Consider the following 25,026-nt stretch of genomic DNA (forward strand, 5'->3'; position numbering starts at 1 on the left):
CCCTCTCCTGTGGGAGCGAGCTTGCTCGCGAAGGCGTCCTGTCAGATGACATTTGTTTCACTGACCCGACGCTTTCGCGAGCAAGCTCGCTCCCACAGGGTTTGCTGTTGGCCGTCTGGCATTGGGACAAGCCTGGCGGGCGAAAAGTCGTTACTATAAGCGCCTCTTTGCCTGCCTTGCCATGGACACCATGACCGAGAACGACTATCTGATCGCCTGGGGCCTCTACGCCTTCGCCGCTGTGGGCTGCCTGTTGGTATGGATGCGCCTGACCCGCTGGATGTGGCGCTGGCTGCGCGAGCCGCTGCGGGTGCTGATGGCAGTGTTGCTGTTCAGCCCGACCATCATTGACCCGGTGAAAGCCAAGGTTGCACCGTCGATCGCCATCACTGCGCTGGATCTGGCCTTCAAGGTCGGCAACAACGCCTGGCGGGCGATTTCCGACCTGTTCATGTACGGCATGATTGCGTTCGGCATCTACCTGGTTTTCGTGCTGATCCGCTTCCCGATCGAACGCGCTTCACGCGCCCGTCGCGAGCAGGCCGAAGCCGCCAAGGCAGCGGCGCGTGCCGATGATCGCGACGACGATCAGCCGTTCGGCGCTGCCGGTGATGACCGCTACGGTCGCCCGCCATTGCCAAACAATCCGCAGCGCATGCGCGTCGAGCCGCGTCTGTAACCACGAGAGTCAGCACATGTGTGAACTACTGGGCATGAGTGCCAACGTGCCGACCGATATCGTGTTCAGCTTCACCGGCCTGATGCAGCGCGGCGGGCGTACCGGCCCGCACCGCGACGGCTGGGGCATCGCCTTCTATGAAGGGCGCGGTCTGCGCCTGTTTCAGGACCCGGCCGCCAGCAGCGAGTCGGAAGTCGCCAATCTGGTGCAGCGCTATCCGATCAAAAGCGAGGTGGTCATCGGCCACATCCGCCAGGCCAACGTCGGCAAGGTCTGCCTGTCCAACACCCACCCGTTCGTCCGCGAACTGTGGGGCCGTAACTGGTGTTTCGCGCACAACGGCCAGCTCGCCGATTTCACCCCGATCAAGAGTTTCTACCGCCCGGTGGGCGACACCGACAGCGAAGCGGCGTTCTGCGATTTGCTCAACCGCGTGCGTGCAGCCTTCCCGGAACCGGTCGATATAGAAGTGCTGCTGCCGGATCTGGTCGCCGCGTGTGCTGAATATCGCAGCAAAGGCGTGTTCAACTGCCTGCTCAGTGACGGCGACTGGCTGTTCTGCTATTGCTCGACCAAACTGGCACAGATCACCCGGCGCGCACCGTTCGGCCCGGCGCGGCTCAAGGATGTCGATGTGATCGTCGATTTCCAGGCGGAAACCACGCCCAACGACGTGGTCACGGTGATCGCTACCGAGCCTTTGACCGAAAACGAAACCTGGACCCGTTACCAACCGGGCCAATGGAGCCTGTGGCGACGCGGCGAATGCGTCAGCCAGGGCACGACCGAATAAAGGATCTCTCCTCGATGTTGCTCAGTTATCTACGGCTGGTGTTGTTTGCGGCGGGCCTGTTGATCGGTGTCCAGGTGCCGGGGTTCATCAACGATTATGCCAAACGCGTCGAAGCCCATCTGATCGAAGCGCAGACCGGTCTGCGCGGTTTTCAGGGTACCGCCGAGCAGTTCTTCAAGGGCGATTTGCAGGCGCTGGTCGCGCATTACCGCGCCAGTGACGACCCGGTATTTCGCAGCGATGCCGACAGCCTGAGCACTTTGCTCAACCGCCAGACGGCGCTGGATAAACAGTTCCAGGCGATGCAGGGCCCGTGGTACATCCGCTTCCTGCAAGTGGTGCTGGCCGCCGATCCGGACATTCGCAAGGAAACCTGGAACGGCTACAGCTACCAGATCCTGCTGACCCCGGAAGCGATGATCTGGGGCATGAGCGGCGCGTTGCTGCTGTCGTTCGGCATCGAGTGCCTGATTCGTCTGATTGACTGGGTGGTGCTGGGTGGCCGGCGTTTGCGCCAGAGCCGCCCGATTGAAGATCGCGACGTGCGCGGCCTCTAAAGCTTGCAAAGTTCTCTGTGGCGAGGGGATTTATCCCCGATGGGGCGCGAAGCGGCCCTCAACAGTGTGTCAGATAAACCTGATTGCTCAGGTTTCAGGACTGCTGCGCAGTCCATCGGGGATAAATCCCCTCACCACAGGTGTGATTACTGAGTGAGGGTGATGTACTTTTCACCGACCTTGCGCGCATACCCCGCCAGCACCTGCTGACACAACGTCACCATCTCCTCGACCCACTCAACGCCCACCCGCCACGACACCACCACCTGCAGATTCGGCGGTCGCTGGTCGATGTCGAGCAAAGTCAGTTCACCCCGCGCCAGTTCCTCAGCCACCAGCACCGGCGGCAATACGCCAATGCCGAATCCATCACCTAGCAACCGGGTAATCGCCGACACCGAATTCACGCAGTTCAGGCGCGGCGCCAGCACGCCGTTGGCCTGCATCAACGCCAGCAGGTCCTGGTGCGGTCGGGAGTTTTTCGAATAAGTGATGATCCGTTCCCGCGCCAGCTCACCAAGGTCGGCGTACTCGCGGTTGTAGATCGAATTGCTCGCAACGATCCAGCCCAGCGGATGGCTGGCCAGCTCGAGGCTGCGCACGCTTTCGTGGCGCACCAGATCGGTTTGCAGAACGATGTCGAGAAAGCCTTTTTGCAGCTGATCGCAGAGATTCAGCGAGGTATCGGCCACCAGCTCGATTTCCACCCGCGGATACCGTTCGGTCATCTGCGCCACCAACGGGCTGAGCCAAGTGTGGATCACCGTGTCCATCACGCCGATGCGCACCCGGCCGACCTTGCTCGAGCGGGTCTCGATTGATTGCTTGAGCGCCGACATCGTATCGAGCATCTGCTCGGCATAATCCAGCACTTTCAGGCCTTCGGGCGTCAGGCTGACGCCGCGTGAATCGCGCAGAAACAGCTTTACCCCCAGCTCGCCTTCGAGCACCGCGATGCGGCTGGAAATCGACGCCTGGGTGGTGAACAGCTTGTCGGCGGTCAGGCGAAAACTCTTCAGCCGGGCGACCCAGACAAAGGTCTCGAGAAACTTCAGGTTCATGGCAACGGCTCGGTGACAAATTTTTCTTATGCCTAAGGCGGGTTTTTATTCGTTGGACGCAGCAGGGCCGGGCGACGAAAAATCGGCGCATCCGGTTCCCACGATAGGCGTCGTCGGAACTTCGAACAAGACCAATAAAAGCCTGCGGAGACTTGCCATGCGTGCGCCCGACACCCTCGACCTCCCCAAGAGCACGGCCCGCCCCGGACCGTTCGACTGGTATCGCAACATCAATCAGCAAGAGCGTCGCACCTTCTGGAGCTGCAAGATCGGCTATGGCCTGGACGGTATGGACACGCAGATGCTCAGCTTCGTGGTGCCGACCCTGATCGCCATGTGGGGCATCACCACCGGGCAGGCCGGGCTGATTCACACCAGCACGCTGATCGCCTCGGCCATTGGCGGCTGGGTGGCGGGGATTCTTTCCGACCGCATCGGCCGCGTGCGCACCTTGCAACTGACGGTGCTGTGGTTCGCCTTCTTCACCTTCCTCTGCGGTTTCGCGCAGAACTACGAACAGTTGCTGATCGCCCGCACCCTGATGGGCTTCGGTTTTGGCGGCGAATGGACCGCCGGCGCGGTGCTGATCGGTGAAGTGATTCGCGCCAAGGATCGCGGCAAAGCGGTGGGCATGGTGCAATCCGGCTGGGCCCTGGGCTGGGGGCTGACGGCGATTCTGTACGCGCTGCTGTTCTCGCTGCTGCCGCCGGAAGAGGCCTGGCGGGCGCTGTTCATCCTTGGCATCGTGCCAGCGGTGTTCGTGATTTTCGTGCGTCGGCTGGTGAAAGACCCGGAGATCTACCGCGAAGCCAAGGCGGCGCAAACCCCGGAAAATCCGGCGAAGTTCTATGAGATCTTCGCCCCGGGCATGCTGTTCACCACGTTCCGTGCCTCCTTGCTGACTACCGGTGCGCTCGGCGGTTACTACGCGATCACCTCGTGGCTGCCGACTTTTCTCAAGAACGAACGCGGCTTGAGTGTGCTCGGCACTGGCGGGTATCTGGCGATGGTGATCGTCGGTTCCTACGTCGGCTATGTGATCAGCGCTTATCTGACTGATCTGCTTGGGCGAAAAAAGAACTTCATCCTGTTCGCGGTCGGCTCGTTCACCATCGTCTTGCTATACACGCAGATGCCGGTCAGCAATGGCGTGATGCTGTGGTTGGGCTTTCCCCTGGGCTTCTTCGCCTCGGGGATTTTCAGCGGCATGGGCGCGTTTCTCACCGAGTTGTTTCCGACGCGGATTCGTGGCTCGGGGCAAGGCTTCTGCTACAACATCGGCCGGGCGCTGGCGGCTCTGTTCCCGCTGCTGATTGGCCTGCTCAGCCAGAAGGTACCGCTGAGCGTGGGGATCGGTGCGTTTGCGGCGGTGTCCTACGGCGTGGTGATTCTGGCCGCCTTGAGCCTGCCGGAAACCCGTGGCAAGCAACTGGATGCGCAGTAACTGATAACCTGCCTTGCAAGTGTCCTACAGATAAAAAGACCAGAAGCTACAGGAGTGTTCACCGTGAGCCGCCTGCTATTGAACTGTGACATCGGCGAGAGTTTCGGCAGCTGGACCATGGGTCTGGACGCCGAAGTCATGCCCTTCATCGACTGCGCCAACGTGGCCTGCGGCTTCCATGCCGGTGACCCGGGCATCATGCGCAAGACCGTCAGTCTGGCCCTGAGCCACGGCGTGCAGATCGGCGCGCACCCGGCCTATCAGGATCTGGTCGGTTTCGGCCGGCGTTCCATGGCCTATTCCGCGCAAGAGCTGCAAGACATCCTGCATTACCAGATCGGCGCGCTCGACGGCATTTGCCGCGCGCAGGGCGGGCGAGTCAGCTACGTCAAACCCCACGGCGCGATGTACAACGACATGATGGCCAACCCGGCACAGTTGCGGGCGGTGATTCAGGCCGTCGCCGCTTACGATCGCTCGTTGCCGCTGATGCTGATGGCCACCCGCGACAATGCGGCGGCGCAGCAGCTCGGTGATGAATACGGCGTGACCCTGTGGTTCGAAGCCTTCGCCGACCGTGCCTACGACAGTGCAGGTCGACTGGTGTCGCGGCAACTGGCGGGCGCGGTGCATCACGAACCAGAAACAATCATCGAACAGGCCCTGACTATCGCCCGTGGCGGCGACCTCGTGGCCAGCGACGGCAGTGCGCTGCATCTGCAGGCCAACACCTTGTGCGTGCATGGCGACAACGCCAGTTCGGTGGCCGCCGTGCGGCGCATTCGCGAGGCCCTGAATCAGCAGAGTGCGCCATGAATCCAAGGATTGAAGTGGTGGCGGTGGATTGCCTGATGCTGCGCCTGTTCGATGAAATCGCCGAAGCCAACATGCCGTGGATGCTCGCCGCCAGTGAGCGACTGCGTGCGGTGTTTGGCGCGCAGTTGATCGATCTGGTGCCGTCCTACACCACGTTGATGGTGCATTACGACCTGACCGCGCTGAGCCCGAGTCAGGCCCGTGAATTGATCGCTGAAGCGTTGATCGACCTGTCGCCAAATGCACGAACCCGTGGCCAGTGCCATGTGTTGCCGGTCTGGTACGACCTGAGTGTCGGCCCCGAACTGAGTCTGCTGGCGCAGCGCAGCGGGTTGGCGGTGGAGGAGGTGATCCGCCGTCACAGCTCTCGTGAATATCAGGTGTTCGCCCTCGGCTTCGCACCGGGATTCGCCTTCATGGGACTGGTGGAAGAAATCCTCGCGGCGCCACGTCTGGACACCCCGCGCAAAAAAGTCGCGGCCGGCAGTGTCGGCATCGCCGAACGGCAGACCGCGGCTTATCCGGTGGTGTCCCCCGGCGGCTGGAACCTGATCGGCCGTACCCCGGCGAAACTGTTCGACCGTCATCGCGACGGCTACAGCCTGATGCAACCCGGCGACACCGTGCGTTTCGAAGCGGTGAGCCACGCCGAGTTCATCAACCTGGGCGGTGATGACACACCGCTGGAGGCGCTGGCATGAGCCGACTGACGATTGAAGCCAGCACGCCGCTGTGTTTATTGCAGGACGCCGGGCGTTTTGGCGTGCGCCATTTGGGCGTGACGCAGGGCGGCGCAGCAGATTGGTGTTCGATGAACTGGGCCAACTGGCTGTTGGGTAACCGGCTGGATCTGCCTGCAATCGAAATCACCCTTGGCGGATTTGCCGTAGTGGCGCAGGACGATTGCTTGCTGGCGCTGGCCGGCGCTGATCTCGGTGCGCAGATCGATGGTCAGGCGCTGGCGCCGTGGCGCAGTTTCAAGCTGGGCCAAGGCCAGACATTGAGGTTCACCCAACCGCTGGTCGGCGCCCGGGCTTATCTGGCCGCGCCCGGTGGTTTCGACGCGCCGCAGGTGCTGGGCAGCAGCGCCACGGTGGTGCGCGAAGAGCTGGGTGGACTGGATGGCATGGGGTTGCCGCTGACCAAGGGCGCGACATTGAGTTATCGCGGGGAGGTTCTGCAGGTGCGTGAAGTGCCGCTGGTGCATCGACCTGATTTGCGCCTCAATGCACCGCTGGATCTGGTGCTCGGCGCACAGATCGGCCAGTTCAGCGGGCAGAGTCTGTTTGATGTGTTCAACAGTCCATGGGCACTGGACAGTCGTGCCGACCGCATGGGCATTCGACTGTTGGGCAAGGCGTTGCAGTACCAGGGGCGGCCGATGATTTCCGAGGGCATTCCGCTGGGCGCGGTGCAGGTGCCGCCGGACGGGCAGCCGATTGTCTTGCTCAATGATCGGCAGACGATTGGTGGCTACCCACGGTTGGGAGCGTTGACGCCGTTGGCGCTGGCGCGACTGGCGCAGTGTCTGCCTGGGGCGCAGGTGCGGTTAAGGCCGGTGGTGCAGGAAGTGGCGCACCGGGAGCATGTCGAGTATTTGCAGCGCTTTGGTTGAAGATCAAAAGATCCCAGCCTGCGGCAGCTCCTACAGGGAAACGCGAACTTCCCTGTAGGAGCTGCCGCAGGCTGCGATCTTTTGCTTTTATTTGGACAGGAAGCGCATCCCTTCTTCCAACCCGCGCAACGTCAACGGATACATCTGGTCCTCGATCAAATCGCGCACGATATTGGTCGACGAGGTATAGCCCCAAGTGTCCTTCGGATACGGATTGATCCAGATGAGCTTCTTGTACTTTTCCATGAAGCGCTGCATCCACACGTAACCCGGCTCTTCGTTCCAGTGCTCGACACTGCCGCCGGCCTGGGTGATTTCGTAGGGCGCCATGGCGGCGTCGCCGATGAAGATCACTTTGTAGTCGGCGCCGTACTTGTGCAGCAAGTCCTGCGTCGAGAAGCGCTCGGAAGTGCGGCGCATGTTGTTCTTCCACACCGATTCATAAATGAAGTTGTGGAAGTAGAAGTACTCCAGATGCTTGAACTCGGTCTTGCACGCCGAGAACAACTCCTCGCAGATCTTCACGTGGGCGTCCATCGAGCCGCCGATGTCGAACAGCAGCAACAGCTTCACCGTGTTGCGCCGCTCCGGGCGCATCTGGATGTTCAGCAGGCCGGCATCCTTGGCGGTGTGGTCGATGGTGCCGTCGATGTCGAGTTCTTCCGCTGCCCCCTGACGGGCGAATTTACGCAGGCGACGCAAAGCGACCTTGATGTTGCGGGTGCCCAGTTCCACCGAATCGTCGAGGTTCTTGTACTCGCGCTGATCCCAGACTTTCACCGCTTTGCCCTGGCGCTTGCCGGCATCGCCGACCCGAATGCCTTCCGGGTTGAAGCCGCCGGAGCCAAACGGGCTGGTGCCGCCGGTGCCGATCCATTTGTTGCCGCCGGCGTGGCGCTCCTTCTGTTCTTCCAGACGTTTCTTGAACTCTTCGATCAGCTTGTCCAGGCCGCCGAGGGACTGGATCTGCGCGCGTTCCTCATCGGTCAGCGAGCGCTCGAATTCCTTGCGCAGCCAGTCTTCGGGAATCAATGCCTGCAGGTGATCGTCGAGTTTTTCCAGGCCATTGAAGTAGGCGCCGAACGCACGGTCGAACTTGTCGAAATGCCGTTCGTCCTTGACCAGAATCGCCCGCGACAAGTAATAGAACTCGTCCATGTCGGCGAAGGTCACGCGCTGTTTCAGCGCGTTGATCAGGTCGAGCAGCTCGCGCACCGACACCGGCACCTTGGCGGCACGCATTTCGTTGAACAGGTTGAGCAACATGGCATCAGCCTCTTAGCGAGAACCGCGACGGCTCATGAACGCCAAACGCTCAAGCAACTGCACGTCCTGCTCGTTCTTCACCAGAGCACCGGCCAGTGGCGGAATGGCTTTGGTCGGATCGCGCTCGCGCAGCACCGCTTCGCCGATGTTGTCAGCCATCAGCAGCTTCAGCCAATCGACCAGTTCCGAGGTCGACGGCTTCTTCTTCAGACCCGGCACCTTGCGCACGTCGAAGAACACGTCCAGCGCCTCGCTGACCAGATCCTTCTTGATGTCCGGGTAGTGCACGTCGACGATTTTCTGCAGGGTCGTGCGATCAGGGAAGGCGATGTAGTGGAAGAAGCAGCGGCGCAGGAAGGCGTCCGGCAGCTCTTTCTCGTTGTTCGAGGTAATGATGATGATCGGGCGTTTTTTTGCTTTGATGGTCTCGTCGATCTCGTAAACGTAGAACTCCATCTTGTCGAGTTCTTGCAGCAGGTCGTTGGGGAACTCGATGTCAGCCTTGTCGATTTCGTCGATCAGCAGGATCACCCGCTCTTCGGACTCGAACGCCTCCCACAACTTGCCCTTCTTCAGGTAGTTGCGCACGTCGTGGACTTTTTCGTTGCCCAGTTGCGAGTCGCGCAGACGGCTGACCGCATCGTACTCGTACAGGCCCTGATGGGCCTTGGTGGTGGACTTGATGTGCCAGGTGATCAGCTTGGCGCCGAACGATTCGGCCAGTTGCTCGGCGAGCATGGTCTTGCCGGTGCCCGGTTCGCCCTTGACCAGCAGCGGCCGCTCCAGGGTGATGGCGGCGTTGACCGCCAGCTTCAGGTCATCGGTGGCGACGTAGGCCTGGGTGCCTTCGAACTTCATCTGCTAATCCTCGAACGGTAACGCCGACCTGCACGGGCAGGGCGGGGGTGAAAAAATCGGATGCCCCGACTATAACGCGCAGCCCGGTCGACTGTGAACGCAGACGGCTTATTCAGTCTCTGAATGGGGCGTCACATGTTGACTCGGTTTCGGCCAGAGGCCAGTATTCAGGTATCGCCGATTTGGCGATAGCCTGTCGGGCATGACGACTAAATACCGATTTCGCGACAAATACCGCATTCAGTTACGTGAGAAGGATCACCCGCCACCCCATGTCCACTTGATCGGTGGCGGTGTGGACGTGATGCTGAGCCTTGAAACCGTCGAAGTCATGACGGGCAAGGCACCGCCGCTGATTATCAATGAAGCGCTGGCTTGGGTTGCGGCTCATCAAGTGCAACTGCTGGAGGACTGGAAACGATGTTACCCATGAAAAGGCCTCGTCTGACGGCTGTGCAGGCACTGTCAGGTTTTCGATTGAAACTGACCTTTATTGATGGTCAGGATCTGACCCTTGACCTGAGCCGAGATATCCACGCTTATCCAGGTCTGCAACCATTGCTTGATCCCGAAGTGTTTGCGGCTGCGACCCTTGACGACAATGGCTGGACGGTCGAATGGCTTGAGCCCGATATACAGATTGGCGCAGACACGCTTTATATGGATGCGCTGGCCCAAAACACTGTCGATGAAAACACTCGGATTTTCATCGATTGGCGTGCACGTACCGGACTCTCACTGAATCAGGCAGCCGAGGCGCTGGGTGTCAGTGCCCGCAGCATCAGCCGATACAGTAATGGGCGGGAGGCGGTGCCAAGGTCATTAGCCTTGGCTTGTCTTGGTTGGGACTCATTGCAGCAAAAGTCCACGCTGGCGGCTGAAGAGTCTGGTCGATATGTCGTTAATCGTAAGAATTAGCCCGCATCCGGCTTCGGCCGCTCATACCGCGCATTGAAAGCCTGAATGAAGCCATTACGCAAAATCTGCAAGAACGCTTCGAACGCGCTGATGTTTTGCTGATGCACGTTGCCACTGAGTTCGACCTTGGTGGCGAACTGGTTTTTGGCCTGGTTCTTCAGCACGGTTTCCGTGCCGCCGACGATGGCCTCCCAGACGGAGCGGAAGATGCTCTTGTCCTTGTTTTCCACATCCTGCTGCCAGTTGAACACTTCGACGTCGCGCAGCAAGGGTCTGATGTAGCCGCTGACCTGGGCTTTTTTCGCCTGGGCTTCGATGACGACGTCGCCATGGCCGGCGTTGAAATCGAACTTGCCGTAGGCCGAGGCAAAGTCGTTCATGCTTTTGAGTTCGATGTCGCGGGCGCGCAGGCGGAACTGGAAGTCTTCGAAGTTGCTCAGCGGATCGAAGGTGGCGCTGGTCTCCAGCGGTGCATGGCCGAGCAGCTTGGCCTTGCCTTCGAAACGGGCGTCGCGTTTGCCCTGTTTGTCGACCACGTTGGTCAGGTTGTAGATGCTCGCTTCGACGTTGCTGGCGTTCATGTTGACCGGCGGTCTGGAGTTGAAATTACGAAAACTGATCTTGCCGTCGTGAATCTGTACTTCGTCGAGGGTGATTGGCAGCAACTTGCCCAGCTGCGCGCGCCAGTCGGTGCCTTTACCGGTCTGCGAGTTCTTCTTGTCGGCCCCGCCATCGACGAAGTTGATCTCGGGATTGAAGAACTGCACCTGCGCCACCACGGCATGGTCGTACCACAGCGAGTGCCAACTGACCGCCAGATCAATCACCGGCGCGTTGACGAACGGCACCGGTACTTTGCCGTCGACCTTGACGATTTTCAGGCCGTTGATCTTATAAGCGCCGCGCCAAAGGGCCAGATCGACATCGGTGATCTGACCGCGGTAATCGCCCATGTCGGCGAGCTTGCCGTTCAAGTAATCGCGTACCACGTAGGGCAGGGCGATGTGCAGGGCGATCAGCAGCACGACGATGATGGCGAAAATTCCGATGGGCCAGCTGTAGCGACGCTTCATGGCGGTAGTTCCCGAACGATGTAAGCGATTGACTGTTGCGCGTCGCAGACGTTCGACCCGACTGGACTGCGTCAGGCAACAGGCATACCTTGGAAGGCTGAATTCAACGCTGCATAAGGACCCAGCCATGAGCCGTATTTTCGCTGACAACGCCCATTCCATCGGCAATACGCCGCTGGTGCAGATCAACCGCATCGCGCCGCGTGGCGTGACCATTCTGGCCAAGATCGAGGGACGCAACCCCGGTTATTCGGTCAAATGCCGAATCGGCGCGAACATGATCTGGGACGCCGAGAGCAGCGGCAAACTCAAGCCGGGCATGACCATCGTCGAACCGACGTCGGGCAATACCGGCATCGGTCTGGCCTTCGTTGCCGCCGCCCGTGGTTACAAATTGATGCTGACCATGCCGGCCTCGATGAGCATCGAGCGGCGCAAGGTGCTCAAGGCCCTCGGCGCAGAACTGGTCCTGACCGAGCCGGCCAAAGGCATGAAAGGCGCAATCGAGAAGGCTGCCGAAATTGTTGCCAGCGACACTGGCTCATTCTTCATGCCGTCGCAGTTCGATAATCCGGCCAACCCGGCGATTCACGAAAAAACCACCGGTCCGGAAATCTGGAACGACACTGACGGCGCTGTCGATGTACTGGTCGCAGGTGTCGGGACCGGCGGAACCATCACCGGCGTTTCGCGGTATATCAAGAATACCCAGGGCAAACCGATTCTGTCGGTCGCCGTAGAACCCGTCTCTTCGCCGGTGATCAGCCAGGCCCTGGCGGGGGAAGAGATCAAGCCGAGCCCACACAAGATTCAGGGGATTGGTGCCGGTTTCGTACCAAAGAACCTCGATTTGTCGATGGTCGACCGGGTGGAACAGGTCACCGACGACGAATCCAAAGCCATGGCGCTGCGTCTGATGCAGGAAGAAGGCATCCTGTGCGGTATTTCCTGCGGCGCGGCCATGGCCGTGGCCGTGCGTCTGGCCGAGAAGCCGGAAATGCAGGGCAAGACCATCGTGGTGATTTTGCCGGACTCCGGTGAGCGGTATCTGTCGAGCATGTTGTTCAGCGATCTGTTCACCGAGCAGGAGAATCAGCAATAGTCGAATTGACTCAGATCAGCCGGGGTTCAGGATCGTTATGCTAATAAATGCTTTGTTGCGCAATTCTTAACACTGAATCTTGGGTTCAGCGGGTTTTTCCCGAGGCCGGTAGTGTTTATCATGGCCGGCTGCCATGCCGGGTAAAAGGCATTGCGCAGCGTTGTCTTTATTCAAGGAGTCGTTGATGACCTTTTCGTTAGCCGCCAAGGTGTTGGTGTTGCTGCTGTTTGTGGGCAGCATCCTCTATGTGCATTTGCGCGGCAAGGCGCGTCTGCCGGTCCTGCGTCAGTTCGTCAACCACTCGGCGCTGTTCGCTCCGTACAATGCGCTGATGTACCTGTTCTCCGGCGTTCCGTCCAAACCGTATCTGGATCGCAGCAAGTTTCCGGAACTGGATGTGTTGCGCGATAACTGGGAAACCATTCGCGACGAAGCCATGCACCTGTTCGACGAGGGCTATATCCGCGCCGCGGAGAAGAACAACGACGCTGGTTTCGGCTCGTTCTTCAAGAAGGGCTGGAAGCGTTTCTACCTCAAGTGGTACGACAAACCGCTGCCGTCGGCCGAAACCCTGTGCCCGAAAACCGTGGCGTTGGTCAGTGCGATCCCTAATGTCAAAGGTGCGATGTTCGCGCTGTTGCCCGGTGGCAGTCACCTGAACCCGCACCGTGACCCGTTTGCCGGCTCGCTGCGTTATCACCTGGGCCTGTCGACGCCGAACTCCGACGATTGCCGGATCTTCGTCGACGGTCAGGTGTACGCCTGGCGCGACGGGGAAGACGTGATGTTCGACGAGACTTACGTGCACTGGGTCAAAAACGAAACCGAGCAGACTCGCGTCATCCTGTTCTGCGACGTCGAACGCCCATTGAGCAACCGTCTGATGACCCGCATCAACCGCGCCATCAGCGCCTGGCTGGGACGCGCCACCGCCCCGCAGAACCTTGATGACGAACGTGTCGGCGGCATTAACCAGGCTTATGCCTGGAGCAAGAGCTTCAGCGACAAGTTCAGTGGCGTGGTCAAACAGTGGAAACGCCGCAACCCCAAGGCTTACCGCATCCTGCGTCCGGTTCTGGCGGTGTTGGTGCTGACGTTGCTGGGGTATTGGCTGTTTGGTTGAGGCTGGATGTTGAAATAAAAAAACCGCTCCTGGTGAGCGGTTTTTTGTCTGCTGATAAATCTAAAGTCGGCCAGCGGCGAGTACATTCGGCTCTTCGCTTTCAGTACCCTTTATCAGTAACTGCAGCAGACGCCTCTGACTCGCAGTGAGCGTTATCTCATCGGATTTTTTGCCGAGAGGGGGTATCTCGTTTCTGGAGGACGGCTTCTTTGTTGATTTGCTCATTTCTCCTCCTGAGTTGATCGATAATTGAACAGTTTTCACGATACTAGGTTCTCCAGGGTTTTGACAAGGCGGCCACCAGCGTCGAAGCCGAAGCCAAGCTCTTGATAGTGTGAAATCGCGCCCTTCAAAGGTTCTTGGATCTCGAGAACCTTGCTGCCTATGAGTTGGGCGTATTGTTCAATCACAATCATCGCCAGTGCCCCGATACGTCTTTTTAACGGATGGGATTCGTAGGGGCGTCCCTCCAGACGCACAATTCGTATTCTGTTTTTGCTGGCATTTGGATTTGCGAAACACAGCCCGCACAGTTCCTCTTCAAACCAGATAGCGATGTCCAGAGATAAAGGCTCTCGACCTTTCCACTCAATGACCTCATTCCAGCAAAAGTGCTGGTCTCTCCAGAGAGTTGATGCCTGAAGTGCTTGTTGGTTGATAGGTTCGAAACGTACTTTCGACAAATCGATGGCAGTCGGACCATGGCGTTCCAACTGAAGCTGTAGTTGAAGGGTAACGATAGCAGCCTGCTTCCGCGCCTCTGACCGATAGACCTGATACCGCAAATATGTCCGTTCCCTTGGCATGTGATCCCGAGCATTCCCTGTCTCCCCATCAATGGGCCTATCCCTTGCTCATCAGCCTATTCACCTCGCCGCCAACTGTCCCTGCTGGCCCTTTGGCCAAATCATTGCAATCCATGTCCCGCGCTGGTTATAGTCGGCGCTCGTGAATCAGCTGATTCACATTTCAAATCCTTCAAAAAAGATCAGTCCCAATGCCTGCATCCCTCATCAACGCGGTAGTCGATTCAGCGGTCAACGCTGGCGTCGTGCCGTGCGGGAATCAGCAGCCCGGGCAGATCAGTCATTACCCTCCACCTGTCAGTAGCACGCCGGTGTGCGCCGTCGTATCACCGCCGGGCGTTGGCGTTTCGGGCTGATCGGCATTCTTTGCTGACCCCTGCGCCCCCCAGAAACACCTACTGAATTTCAGCCTCGGCTGAGTTGGCTATTTGCCTGACTACAGGTGGTATTCATGTTTGTCCTTTCGAAACAATCCGCGTTTGCGGCGATGTCCACGAGCCTGTTCGTTCTGCTGTGGAGCAGTGGTGCGATCTTCTCCAAATGGGGCCTGGCCCATGCCTCGCCCTTTGCCTTTCTGCTGATTCGCTTTGTGATCGCCCTGTGCGGGCTGCTGCTGTTGACGCCGCTGCTCAAGTTGAAGCTGCCCAAGGGTGGCAAACCGATGCTGTTCGCGATTGCAACGGGCCTGGTGTTGTTGGGCGCGTATCAGATTTTTTATCTGTTGGCGCTCAACACCAAAGTCACGCCGGGGGTGATGGCGACCATCATGGGCGTACAGCCGATCCTCACTGTGGTGTTGATGGAGCGGCAGCGCTCGGCGAGCCGGATGTTCGGTCTGGCGCTGGGCCTGGCCGGGCTGATCATGGTGGTTTACCAGGGGATCGGTCTGGCGGGGATGTCCTGGGCCGGGATGCTGTTCGGCCTGCTTGCACTGGCGAGCATGACTCTGGGTTCGATCATGCAGAAACGCATCACCGACAATCCCCTCGGCACGCTGCCAGTGCAATACCTGGCCGGACTGTTGTTGTGCGGGATATTTGTGCCGTTTCAACCGTTCCACTTTGAGCACAGCGCCGGTTTCATCGTGCCGGTGTTGTGGATGGGACTGGTGGTGTCGGTGCTGGCGACGCTTTTGCTGTACCGCCTGATCGCTCGGGGCAATCTGGTGAACGTCACCAGTCTGTTCTATCTGGTGCCAGCGGTGACGGCGCTGATGGACTATCTGATTTTCGGCAATCGTCTGGCGGCGCTGAGTGTGCTGGGGATGCTGTTGATCATTGTCGGTCTGGCGTTTGTGTTCCGTAAAACCGGCTGATCCGTAAACTGATGGCGGCTGTTCGGCCGCCTTCGCGAGCAGGCTCGCTCCCACAGGGGAATGCATTCCAAATGTGGGCTTGCTCGCGAAGACTGACTTATCGACGCCGCCAATCAGCGGGCGGTTGCTACCGCCGGCTTCAACACCAACCACAACGCCAGCGCAATCAACACCCCGCCGTACAAGTGAGCCATCGACAGCGGCTCATCCAGCAGTAACGCACCCCACAACACGCCGAACGCCGGGATCATGAAGGTGACGGTCATCGATTTGACCGGGCCGATGGAACTGAGCAAGCGGAAATAGATGATGTAGGCGAACGCGGTGCAACCCAGCCCCAGGCCCAGCAGCGATAGCCATACACTCCAGCCGCCCCAGCTTGCCGGTGGTGCGGTGATCACGCTGTAGCCGAACAGCGGCAAGAGAAACAGCGAAGCGCCGAGCATGCTGCCCACGGCTGAGAGACGACTGTCGAGCCCACCGCTGTGATCCAGCCAGCGTCGCGTGAGAAATCCGGCGAAACCGTAGCAGGTGGTGGCAAGCAGGCAGGCGAGGGCGCCCATGAGCAATGGCAGATCGAAAGCCACCGGCCCTGCACGCGTCAGCACACCGACACCGAACAAGCCGAGAAACACCCCGGTCAGTTTCGCGACAGTGAGTTTTTCACTGAAAAACAGCCCGCCAATCAACACGCCCATCAACGGCGTGGTGGCGTTGAAGATTGCCGAGTAACCGGCCGGCAACACTTGCGCCGCCACCGAATACAGCGTCGCCGGAATCCCCGAGTTGATCACCCCCAGCAACATCACGGTTTTCAGTTTGCCTTTGAAGTCCCAGCTGATGCGCATCAACCCGAGAATCACCAGCAGCCCGACGGCCGCTATCGACACCCGAAAGAACGCGGTCGGAATGGTGCCAATCACCGGCGCAATAATGCGCATGAACAGGAAACTCGCGCCCCAGATGGCTGCCAGCGACAGCATGCGGAAAATATCGACAGCGCTCACGATGGCACTCCTTCCTTGATCGGGACGAGAGTGTTGCCGAGCGTCCCGGCGATGGCAACCGCTAATCGGGCATTTAATTCGCTGCAGCGGGTTGCCTGGTGAAAAATGCCAGCGATGCGCGCTGGCGTTCCGGTTTTGGCAGAAATTGCACTTCACCTGCACCCGGTTCCGTGGCTAAGCTCAGGCACAGATTTCCACTTGTACGCCGAGGTCTCTTCTATGCCGCAGCAATGGCCAGCCACCGACATCGCCCGCATGATCCTCGATGGCTTTGACGATTACCGCGAGCACTTCCGGCGGATTACCGATGGCGCGCGCGAGCGCTTCGAGCAGGCGCGCTGGCAGGAAACGCAGACCGCCTCGGCGGCGCGGATCAATCTCTACGAGGAAAAGGTCGGCGAAACCATCGCCCGCCTGCGCGAGCATTTCGACGACGAGACGTTGATGAATGTCGGCAGCTGGCCGTTGGTGAAAAGTGCCTACATCAGCGTGATCGACCTGCGCTTCGACGATGAGCTGTCCGAGACCTGGTACAACTCGATCTTCTGCGGGCTGTTCAGCCACGACCTGATCAGCGACGGCTGCATGTTCATCCACACCACCCGGCCGAGCCTGCGCCGCGCCCGGGCTGCGCAAACCCGCACCTACAAGCCGCAAGGTCAGCTGTCGTCGATGCTTGCGAGCATCTTTGCCGACTACCGTTTCAGCGAGGATTACGCCGATCTGCCCGGTGATCTGCAGCGCCTCGAAGCGCAACTGCGCGAGAATTTGCCGGACTGGGTGTGCAAGGATCCGGAGCTGAGCGTCGAGCTGTTTTCCTCGGTGCTATACCGCAACAAAGGCGCGTATCTGGTCGGGCGCATCTACACCCCCAACGAGCAGTGGCCGCTGGTGATTCCGCTGCTGCACCGTGAAGGCCGCGGGATTCAGATCGACGCGCTGATCACCGACGAAGCCGATGTGTCGATCATCTTCTCTTTCACCCGTTCGTATTTCATGGTCGATGTGCCGGTGCCGGCGGAGTTCATCGGTTTCCTGCGGCGCATTCTGCCGGGCAAGCACATCGCCGAGCTGTACACCTCGATCGGCTTCTACAAACACGGCAAGTCCGAGTTCTACCGCGCGCTGATCAATCACCTGGCCAACACCGACGATCAATTCATCATGGCGCCGGGCGTGCGCGGCATGGTCATGAGCGTGTTCACCCTGCCGGGCTTCAACACCGTGTTCAAGATCATCAAGGACCGTTTCTCGCCGTCGAAAAACGTCGACCGGGCAACGGTCATCGAAAAATACCGATTGGTGAAAAGTGTCGACCGCGTCGGGCGCATGGCCGATACCCAGGAATTCGCCGACTTCCGTTTTCCACTGAGCAAGTTCGATCCGGCGTGCCTGGAAGAGCTGCTTGACGTCGCGCCGTCGACGGTCTCGGTCGAAGGCGACACGGTGTTGATCCGCCACTGCTGGACCGAGCGCCGCATGACCCCGCTCAACCTCTATCTGGACAACGCCAACGAAGCGCAGGTGCGCGAGGCACTGGAGGATTACGGCCTGGCGATCAAGCAACTGGCGGCGGCCAATATCTTTCCCGGTGACATGCTGCTGAAGAACTTCGGCGTTACCCGGCACGGGCGGGTGGTGTTCTACGACTATGACGAAATCTGCTTCCTGACCGAAGCCAACTTCCGCCACATCCCCGCGCCACGCACCCCCGAGGACGAAATGGCTTCCGAGCCGTGGTATTCGATCGGGCCGCTGGATGTGTTCCCGGAAGAGTTTCCGCCGTTCCTGTTCGCCGATGCCGGGCAGCGCAAACTGTTCGATCAACTGCACGGCGAGTTGTATAACGCCGATTACTGGAAGGGTTTGCAAGAGGCGATTCGCGCCGGGAAAGTCATCGACGTGTTCCCCTACCGCCGTAAAGGCCTCGACAACGAATAACTCCCCCCTGTAGGAGCTGCCGCAGGCTGCGATCTTTTGACTTTGATTTTTAAAAACAAGGTCAAAAGATCGCAGCCTGCGGCAGCTCCTACAGGGGAAGCAGGTCAATCGAGAGCAAATCTGCGACAATCCGCCCCCTGCACATATAGACGACCGAATTGCGTACCCGATGACCGACGAATCGCCCTCCATCGACAAACTGCTGAAAAACCTCGATCACGCCATGCTCGCCGACCGTCACCGGCTGCGGCGGCAGTTGCTCGAGCTGCGCAAGAAACCCGACGAGGCCAAGCTGGCCCAGTGGGTGACGCGCCTGCAGGCGTCCTGTGATCAAGTGCTGGCGCGCCGTGCCAGCCTGCCGGTGATTCGTTACGACGACAGCCTGCCGATTGCCGCCAAGCGCGATGAGATCAAGGCTGCGCTGGAGAAGCATCAGGTCCTGATCATCGCCGGCGAAACCGGTTCGGGTAAAACCACGCAGTTGCCGAAAATCTGCCTGGAAATCGGTCGCGGTCAGCATGGCTTGATCGGCCACACCCAGCCGCGCCGAATCGCGGCGCGCAGTGTGGCCAGTCGGGTCGCCGAAGAACTCGGTACGCCACTGGGCGCGCTGGTCGGTTATCAGGTGCGTTTCGAAGATCAGAGCGATGCCAACACCCTGATCAAACTGATGACCGACGGCATCCTGCTGGCGGAAACCCAGAATGACCGTTATCTGGAACGCTACGACACGATCATCGTCGACGAAGCTCACGAACGCAGCCTGAACATCGACTTCCTGCTCGGTTACCTGAAAACCCTGCTGCCGCGTCGTCCGGACCTGAAAGTCATCATCACTTCGGCGACCATCGATCTGGAGCGCTTCTCCAAGCATTTCGATGACGCGCCGATTGTCGAAGTGTCCGGCCGCACCTTCCCGGTTGAAACCTGGTATCGCCCGTTGACGCTCGAGCAGGACGAAGAGGGCAACCGCGTCGAAGACGACCTGACCGTCGATCAGGCGATCCTCGCCACCCTCGACGAGATCGCCGCCTACGAGCGCAGTGAACGCCGCAGTCCCGGCGATGTGCTGGTGTTCCTGCCCGGCGAGCGCGAGATTCGCGACGCCGCCGACATGCTGCGCAAGGCTCAGCTCAAACACACCGAAATCCTGCCGCTGTACGCGCGCCTGTCGCCGGCTGAACAGCAGCGGATTTTCCAGTCGCATCCGGGACGCCGCGTGGTGCTGGCGACCAACGTCGCCGAGACCTCGTTGACCGTGCCGGGCATCCGGTACGTGATCGACAGCGGCACCGCGCGCATCAGTCGCTACAGCTATCGCGCCAAGGTCCAACGCCTGCCGATCGAGGCGATTTCCCAGGCCAGTGCCAATCAGCGTAAAGGTCGTTGCGGCCGGGTCGAACCGGGGATTTGCGTGCGGCTGTACAGCGAGGAAGATTTCCTCGGTCGCCCGGAATTCACTGACCCGGAAATTCTGCGCACCAACCTTGCCGCCGTGATCTTGCAGATGCTGCACCTGCGCCTCGGTGAGATCACTGCGTTTCCGTTCATCGAGCCGCCGGACGGCAAGGCGATCAGCGACGGTTTCAACCTGCTGCAAGAACTCTCGGCGGTGGATCGCAACAGTCAGCTGACCCCGCTCGGGCGCCAGTTGGCGCGCCTGCCGGTGGACCCGCGCATGGGCCGCATGCTGCTCGAAGCGGCCAGGCTCGGCAGCTTGCAGGAAGTGCTGATCGTCGCCAGTGCGATGTCGATTCAAGACCCGCGCGAGCGTCCGCCGGAGCGTCAGCAAGCGGCGGATCAGGCCCACGCGCAGTGGAAGGACAGCGATTCGGACTTCGCCGGTCTGGTCAATCTGTGGCGTGGTTTTGAAGAACAGCGCCAAGCGCTGACCGCCAGCCCACTGCGTAACTGGTGCCGGAAGAATTTCCTCAATTATCTGCGTCTGCGCGAGTGGCGTGATTCCCATCGCCAGCTGAGTCTGATCTGCCGCGACATGCAGTTGAGCCTCAACAAGGAACCGGCGGATTACCCGAAACTGCACAAAGCGGTGCTGGTCGGATTGCTCAGCCAGATCGGTCAGAAAACCGAAGACGGCGATTACCTTGGCGCCCGTCAGCGGCGCTTCTGGATTCATCCGTCGTCGGGCATCGGCAAGAAACGCCCGCAGTGGCTGATGACCGCCGAACTGGTGGAAACCACCAAGCTTTACGCGCGCATGGTCGCCAAGATCGACGCCGACTGGATCGAGCCGCTGGCCGGGCACCTGATCAAGAAAAACCACTTCGAACCGCACTGGGAGAAGAAGCGCGGCCAGGTTGTGGCCTACGAGCAGATTACCCTGTTCGGGCTGATCGTGGTCGGTCGCCGCCCGGTGCATTACGGCCCGGTGGATCCGGTGGTGTCGCGTGAGCTGTTTATCCGCGAGGGTCTGGTGCGCGGCGAGATTCAGTCGAAAGCCAAGTGCCTGAGCGCCAACAAACAATTGCTCGAACAGCTCGACGAACTGGAAGCCAAGGCCCGGCGCCGCGACATTCTCGCTGACGAAGAAACCCTGTACGCGTTCTACGATGCGCGGTTGCCGGCGGAGATTCACCAGACCGCGACCTTCGACAGTTGGTATCGGGTCAACAGCCAGAAGAACCCACAGCTGCTGATCATGCGCGAAGAGGACGTGCTGGCCCGCGAGGCCAGCGAAGTCACCGCGCGCGACTACCCTGACACGTTGCACATCGGCGATCTGGAGCTGGCGCTCAGCTACCACTTCGAACCCAATCACCCGCGCGACGGCGTGACCCTGCGCGTGCCGGCACCGCTGCTGCCGATGCTGCCGCCGGAGCGTCTGGAATGGCTGGTGCCGGGGCTGATCGAGGCCAAGTGCATTGCGCTGGTGCGCAATCTGCCGAAAGCCCTGCGCAAAAACTTCGTGCCGGTGCCGGATTTCATCAAAGCGGCGTTGCAGCGCATGACCTTCGCTGAGGGCTCGTTGCCGCAATCGCTGGGTCGCGAACTGCTGCGCATGACCGGCGCCCGAGTCAGCGATGAGGCGTGGGCGGAAGCGGCGCAGCAGGTCGAAAGCCATCTGCGGATGAACCTGGAAATCGTCGACGGCCAAGGCAAGTTTCTTGGTGAGGGACGCGATCTGGCCGAGCTCACCGCGCGCTTCGCCGAAGCCAGTCAAGCGGCTTTGGCCGTGCCGCAAAGTGCGAAAAGTCAGCAACCGGTGGAGGCCAAGGTCTTCGCTCCGGTGGCGGAAAAGACTCAGCAGAAGATTGCCGGCCTGTCGATGACGGTCTATCCGGCACTGGTGGAAGAAGGCGGCACGGTCAAGGAAGGGCGGTTTTCGACCCCGGCCGAAGCCGAATTCCAGCATCGCCGCGCCTTGCAGCGGCTGCTGATGCAGCAACTGACGGAACCGGCGAAGTTCCTGCGCAGCAAACTCCCGGGCATCACCGAGCTGGGCCTGCTGTATCGTGAGTTGGGCCGAGTGGACGCGCTGGTGGAAGACATTCTGCTGGCCAGTCTCGACAGCTGCATTCTGGAGGGCGAAGACCCGTTGCCGCGTGACGGTGCCGGGCTGGCGGCATTGGCCGAACGCAAACGCGGCAGCTGGACCCAACACGCCGAGCGCGTGGCGCGGCTGACCCTGGAGATTCTCAAGCTGTGGCACGGCCTGCAAAAGCGCTTCAAGGGCAAGATCGATCTGGCTCAGGCGGTGGCGCTGAATGACATCAAGCAGCAAATCAGCCATCTGGTGTATCCGGGGTTCGTCCGGGAAACACCGATGCAATGGCTCAAGGAGTTGCCGCGCTATCTGAAGGCGGTCGAGCAGCGTTTCGAGAAACTCGGTGCGCAAGTACAGAAGGATCGCGTCTGGAGCGGTGAACTGGCCGGCCTCTGGGCGCAATACCAGGTCCGCGCGGCGAAACATGCCCAGGAAGGCAAACGCGATCCGCAGCTGGAGTTGTACCGCTGGTGGCTGGAGGAATACCGGGTGTCGCTGTTCGCCCAGCAGTTGGGAACGAAAGTGCCGATCTCGGACAAGCGGCTGAGCAAGCAATGGAGTCAGGTCGAGGCTTGATCCCCAACCCTGCATCACCCCTGTAGGAGCTGCCGCAGGCTGCGATCTTTTGATTTTGCTTTTTACAGGAACAGAATCAAAAGATCGCAGCCTTCGGCAGCTCCTACAGTGATTGGGTTTGGCATGAGAAAGGCGCCAAAAGCCAAGGTTTATGGCAAACTTCGCGACCATAAACGCCGGTTTCGTGACCCAGAGCCTTCGGTCGGGTCACGTGGCGGAATAAAGCGATGCCAGGTCAGCGTCCTGCGGACGGGAACAGACCCTTTGTGTGTTGGTACGTCGGTGCCAGCGCTTTCTGCCTGAACAGATTAGAGAAACGACCATGCATAACGTCGTCATCAGCGGCACCGGCCTGTACACCCCGGCCAACAGCATTTCCAACGAAGAGCTGGTGCAGTCTTTCAATACCTATGTCGCGCAATTCAACGCCGACAACGCCGATGCCATCGCCCGTGGTGAAGTCCAGGCGCTGACCGAATCCAGCGCCGCGTTCATCGAAAAGGCCTCCGGCATCAAGAGCCGCTTTGTCATGGACAAGGACGGCATTCTCGATCCGCAACGCATGGCCCCGCGTCTGCCGGAGCGTTCCAACGACGAATGGTCGGTCCTCTGCCAGATGGCCATCGGCGCCGCCGAACAGGCGCTGCAACGTGCCGGCAAGACCGCTGCCGACATCGACGGCGTGATCGTCGCCTGCTCCAACCTGCAGCGCGCCTACCCGGCCATCGCCATCGAAGTCCAGGAAGCACTGGGCATTCAGGGCTTCGGTTTCGACATGAACGTGGCCTGCTCCTCGGCGACCTTCGGCATTCAGGCGGCGGCCAACAGCGTGCAACTGGGTCAGGCCCGGGCGATCCTGATGGTCAACCCGGAAGTCTGCACCGGTCACCTGAACTTCCGCGACCGCGACAGCCACTTCATCTTCGGCGACGCGGCGACGGCGGTCATCATTGAGCGCGCCGACCTGGCGACCTCCAAGTACCAGTTCGATGTGGTCAGCACCAAACTGCTGACCAAGTTCTCCAACAACATTCGCAACAACTTCGGCTTCCTCAACCGTGCGGCGGAGGAGGGCATCGGGGCCCGCGACAAACTGTTCGTGCAGGAAGGCCGCAAGGTGTTCAAGGACGTCTGCCCGATGGTCGCCGAGCTGATCGGTGAGCATCTGGAAGAGAACAAACTCAACGTCGGCGACGTCAAGCGCTTCTGGCTGCACCAGGCCAACCTGAGCATGAACCACCTGATCGTGCGCAAGCTGCTGGGCCGTGAAGCCACTGAAGAAGAAGCCCCGGTGATTCTCGACACCTACGCCAACACCAGTTCGGCGGGCTCGGTCATTGCCTTCCATAAATATCAGGACGATCTGGCCGCCGGTTCGCTGGCCGTGCTGAGCTCGTTCGGCGCCGGTTACTCGATCGGCAGCGTGATTCTGCGCAAGCGCTGAGTGCGCCTGAAAAGATCGCAGCCTGCGGCAGCTCCTACACTGATCTCTGTAGGAGCTGCCGCAGGCTGCGATCTTTTGCTTTCGACCATCTGAAAACGAGGCGCGCATGGCCGCAACGGACGACACCCAACTGCTCGAACGCCTGTTGGCCGGTGAGCAAAAAGCTTTCAAGGAACTGGTCAGCACCTACCAGAGCGCCATGCGTGCTGTGGCTTACGCGATTGTCGGCCAGCGCCATGTCGAAGAAGTGGTGCAGGACGCCTGGCTTTCGGTGGTGCGCCACATCGGTAGCTTCGAGGGCCGTTCCAGTCTCAAGACCTGGCTGCTGACCATCACTGCCAACTCGGCCAAGAGTCGTTACAAACAAAATCGTCGCGAAGTCTTGATGGATGACCTGCCGTCACCCCACGGCACCATCGACGATGACCGCTTTTCTCCCGGTGACGGTCATTGGCTGGTGGCGCCGTTCGCCTGGCATCAGGACACGCCGGAAGCCTTGCTGACGGAAAGCGAATTGCGCGACTGCCTGGAGCACACCTTGCTCAGCCTGTCGGAACTGCAAAGCAGTGTTTTGCTGCTGCGCGAGCGTCAGGGCCTGGAGCTGGAGGAGATCTGTAATCTTCTGGAGATCTCGCTCTCCAATGTCCGTGTGCTGCTGCATCGTGCGCGGCTGAAAGTCTTCGCCACGGTGGAGCATTTTGAGGAGACCGGCGAATGCTGACCTGCAAGGAACAAGTAGCGCGCTCCAGCGATTACCTCGATGGCCAGTTGAGCTTTCGCGAGAGACTGTTGGTGCGCCACCACCTGATGTTCTGCCCCAACTGTCGGCGTTTCATTCGCCAGATGCGTTTGATGCAGGCCACATTGAAGGCGATGCCGGAGAAAACCGAGGCGGGTATTGACGCTTTGGCCGAACGCCTGGCCGAGCAACGCCGCAAAGAAAAATAGAGCCCCCTGTAGGAGCTGCCGGAGGCTGCGATCTTTTGATCCTCAAAAACAAGATCAAAGGATCGCAGCCTCCGGCAGCTCCTACAGTGTTCTTGCATCTTGCAGAAATAGCCCGACGCGGATGAAACGAACGGATGATGGGGATCGTCCCGCCCGCGTCAGGCTACAGGTGACGCTTT

Annotated in this window: 23 protein-coding genes; 17 read left to right on the forward strand and 6 right to left on the reverse strand. The window is 60.0% G+C overall.

Annotated features, from left to right (window positions below; translation table 11 throughout):
* The first annotated feature begins 181 nt into the window (after positions 1–181).
* From GTQ41_RS07340 to GTQ41_RS07350, 3 genes are read left to right on the forward strand one after another with little or no spacing between them, the layout of a single operon-like run.
* Positions 182–679, forward strand: a complete 498-nt coding sequence (locus tag GTQ41_RS07340) for a hypothetical protein (protein WP_047292323.1) — start codon at positions 182–184, stop codon at positions 677–679.
* A 16-nt stretch (positions 680–695) separates the two neighbouring features.
* Positions 696–1,472 (forward strand): class II glutamine amidotransferase, encoded by a 777-nt coding sequence (locus GTQ41_RS07345; RefSeq protein ID WP_007969599.1) that lies wholly within the window; start codon positions 696–698, stop codon positions 1,470–1,472.
* 14 nt (positions 1,473–1,486) lie between these two features.
* Positions 1,487–2,029 (forward strand): DUF2937 family protein, encoded by a 543-nt coding sequence (locus GTQ41_RS07350; protein WP_007969600.1) that lies wholly within the window; start codon positions 1,487–1,489, stop codon positions 2,027–2,029.
* A 146-nt stretch (positions 2,030–2,175) separates the two neighbouring features.
* Here the strand turns inward: GTQ41_RS07350 and GTQ41_RS07355 are convergent, their stop codons facing one another.
* Positions 2,176–3,090: a LysR family transcriptional regulator gene (locus GTQ41_RS07355; RefSeq protein WP_047292326.1), complete on the reverse strand. Its 915-nt coding sequence runs from the start codon at positions 3,088–3,090 to the stop codon at positions 2,176–2,178.
* A 157-nt stretch (positions 3,091–3,247) separates the two neighbouring features.
* Between GTQ41_RS07355 and GTQ41_RS07360 the strand changes: the two genes are divergently transcribed.
* The 4 genes from GTQ41_RS07360 to GTQ41_RS07375 all read left to right on the forward strand — a co-directional run bounded on the left by GTQ41_RS07360 (position 3,248) and on the right by GTQ41_RS07375 (position 6,965).
* Positions 3,248–4,534: an MFS transporter gene (locus GTQ41_RS07360; RefSeq protein WP_047292328.1), complete on the forward strand. Its 1,287-nt coding sequence runs from the start codon at positions 3,248–3,250 to the stop codon at positions 4,532–4,534.
* A 63-nt stretch (positions 4,535–4,597) separates the two neighbouring features.
* Positions 4,598–5,350: a 5-oxoprolinase subunit PxpA gene (locus GTQ41_RS07365; protein ID WP_047292330.1), complete on the forward strand. Its 753-nt coding sequence runs from the start codon at positions 4,598–4,600 to the stop codon at positions 5,348–5,350.
* Positions 5,347–6,051, forward strand: a complete 705-nt coding sequence (pxpB, locus tag GTQ41_RS07370) for a 5-oxoprolinase subunit PxpB (RefSeq protein ID WP_047292332.1) — start codon at positions 5,347–5,349, stop codon at positions 6,049–6,051. Before GTQ41_RS07365 ends, pxpB begins: the two co-directional genes overlap by 4 nt.
* A complete protein-coding gene (locus GTQ41_RS07375) occupies positions 6,048–6,965 on the forward strand; it encodes a biotin-dependent carboxyltransferase family protein (protein ID WP_047292335.1) in 918 nt (305 codons plus the stop codon). The genes pxpB and GTQ41_RS07375 overlap by 4 nt, the downstream gene beginning before the upstream one ends.
* 87 nt (positions 6,966–7,052) lie before the next feature.
* Here the strand turns inward: GTQ41_RS07375 and GTQ41_RS07380 are convergent, their stop codons facing one another.
* Positions 7,053–8,231 (reverse strand): VWA domain-containing protein, encoded by a 1,179-nt coding sequence (locus tag GTQ41_RS07380; protein ID WP_047292337.1) that lies wholly within the window; start codon positions 8,229–8,231, stop codon positions 7,053–7,055.
* Between the two features lie 12 nt (positions 8,232–8,243).
* Entirely contained in the window at positions 8,244–9,089 is an 846-nt protein-coding gene (locus GTQ41_RS07385; RefSeq protein WP_025110627.1) for a MoxR family ATPase, read from the reverse strand.
* Positions 9,090–9,291: 202 nt separating this feature from the next.
* Between GTQ41_RS07385 and GTQ41_RS07390 the strand changes: the two genes are divergently transcribed.
* Together GTQ41_RS07390 and GTQ41_RS07395 are read left to right on the forward strand one after the other, a co-directional pair.
* A complete protein-coding gene (locus GTQ41_RS07390; protein ID WP_047292340.1) occupies positions 9,292–9,522 on the forward strand; it encodes a DUF4160 domain-containing protein in 231 nt (76 codons plus the stop codon).
* Positions 9,510–10,007: a helix-turn-helix domain-containing protein gene (locus GTQ41_RS07395; RefSeq protein WP_041070304.1), complete on the forward strand. Its 498-nt coding sequence runs from the start codon at positions 9,510–9,512 to the stop codon at positions 10,005–10,007. The genes GTQ41_RS07390 and GTQ41_RS07395 overlap by 13 nt, the downstream gene beginning before the upstream one ends.
* On the opposite strand, the gene GTQ41_RS07400 is transcribed toward GTQ41_RS07395, so the two are convergent.
* Positions 10,004–11,080 carry a DUF748 domain-containing protein gene (locus GTQ41_RS07400; RefSeq protein WP_217325475.1) on the reverse strand — a complete coding sequence of 359 codons (1,077 nt, stop codon included), beginning with the start codon at positions 11,078–11,080 and terminating at the stop codon, positions 10,004–10,006. The two genes, GTQ41_RS07395 and GTQ41_RS07400, sit on opposite strands and share 4 nt — an antisense overlap.
* Before the next feature lie 127 nt (positions 11,081–11,207).
* On the opposite strand from GTQ41_RS07400, the gene cysK reads away from it, so the two are divergent.
* Positions 11,208–12,182: a cysteine synthase A gene (gene cysK, locus GTQ41_RS07405; RefSeq protein ID WP_047292345.1), complete on the forward strand. Its 975-nt coding sequence runs from the start codon at positions 11,208–11,210 to the stop codon at positions 12,180–12,182.
* 184 nt (positions 12,183–12,366) lie between these two features.
* Complete coding sequence (locus GTQ41_RS07410) at positions 12,367–13,305, forward strand: aspartyl/asparaginyl beta-hydroxylase domain-containing protein (RefSeq protein ID WP_047292347.1); 939 nt, start codon at positions 12,367–12,369, stop codon at positions 13,303–13,305.
* Positions 13,306–13,565: 260 nt separating this feature from the next.
* Here the strand turns inward: GTQ41_RS07410 and GTQ41_RS07415 are convergent, their stop codons facing one another.
* Positions 13,566–14,090 carry a hypothetical protein gene (locus tag GTQ41_RS07415; protein ID WP_306453279.1) on the reverse strand — a complete coding sequence of 175 codons (525 nt, stop codon included), beginning with the start codon at positions 14,088–14,090 and terminating at the stop codon, positions 13,566–13,568.
* A 472-nt stretch (positions 14,091–14,562) separates the two neighbouring features.
* On the opposite strand from GTQ41_RS07415, the gene GTQ41_RS07420 reads away from it, so the two are divergent.
* The gene (locus tag GTQ41_RS07420; protein WP_047292353.1) at positions 14,563–15,426 is read left to right on the forward strand and encodes a DMT family transporter; all 864 of its coding nucleotides are present in this window, start codon (positions 14,563–14,565) and stop codon (positions 15,424–15,426) included.
* 113 nt (positions 15,427–15,539) lie between these two features.
* Here GTQ41_RS07420 and GTQ41_RS07425 read toward each other — a convergent pair whose 3' ends face one another.
* Entirely contained in the window at positions 15,540–16,433 is an 894-nt protein-coding gene (locus tag GTQ41_RS07425; protein WP_047292355.1) for a DMT family transporter, read from the reverse strand.
* A gap of 219 nt (positions 16,434–16,652) precedes the next feature.
* Here GTQ41_RS07425 and aceK point away from each other — a divergent pair, with 219 nt between their 5' ends.
* From aceK to GTQ41_RS07450, 5 genes are all read left to right on the forward strand, one after another.
* Positions 16,653–18,374, forward strand: coding sequence for a bifunctional isocitrate dehydrogenase kinase/phosphatase (aceK, locus tag GTQ41_RS07430; RefSeq protein WP_047292357.1), 1,722 nt, complete (start codon positions 16,653–16,655; stop codon positions 18,372–18,374).
* Positions 18,375–18,543: 169 nt separating this feature from the next.
* Positions 18,544–22,455: an ATP-dependent RNA helicase HrpA gene (gene hrpA / locus GTQ41_RS07435; RefSeq protein ID WP_047292359.1), complete on the forward strand. Its 3,912-nt coding sequence runs from the start codon at positions 18,544–18,546 to the stop codon at positions 22,453–22,455.
* A gap of 322 nt (positions 22,456–22,777) precedes the next feature.
* A complete protein-coding gene (locus GTQ41_RS07440) occupies positions 22,778–23,899 on the forward strand; it encodes a beta-ketoacyl-ACP synthase III (RefSeq protein ID WP_047292361.1) in 1,122 nt (373 codons plus the stop codon).
* A 106-nt stretch (positions 23,900–24,005) separates the two neighbouring features.
* A complete protein-coding gene (locus GTQ41_RS07445) occupies positions 24,006–24,620 on the forward strand; it encodes an RNA polymerase sigma factor (protein WP_003222662.1) in 615 nt (204 codons plus the stop codon).
* Positions 24,614–24,847, forward strand: a complete 234-nt coding sequence (locus GTQ41_RS07450; RefSeq protein WP_047292363.1) for an anti-sigma factor — start codon at positions 24,614–24,616, stop codon at positions 24,845–24,847. The genes GTQ41_RS07445 and GTQ41_RS07450 overlap by 7 nt, the downstream gene beginning before the upstream one ends.
* Positions 24,848–25,026: the final 179 nt, after the last annotated feature.

The sequence above is a fragment of the Pseudomonas sp. AN-B15 genome, from assembly GCF_019056475.1.
GTDB classification, from domain to species: Bacteria; Pseudomonadota; Gammaproteobacteria; order Pseudomonadales; family Pseudomonadaceae; genus Aquipseudomonas; species Aquipseudomonas parakoreensis.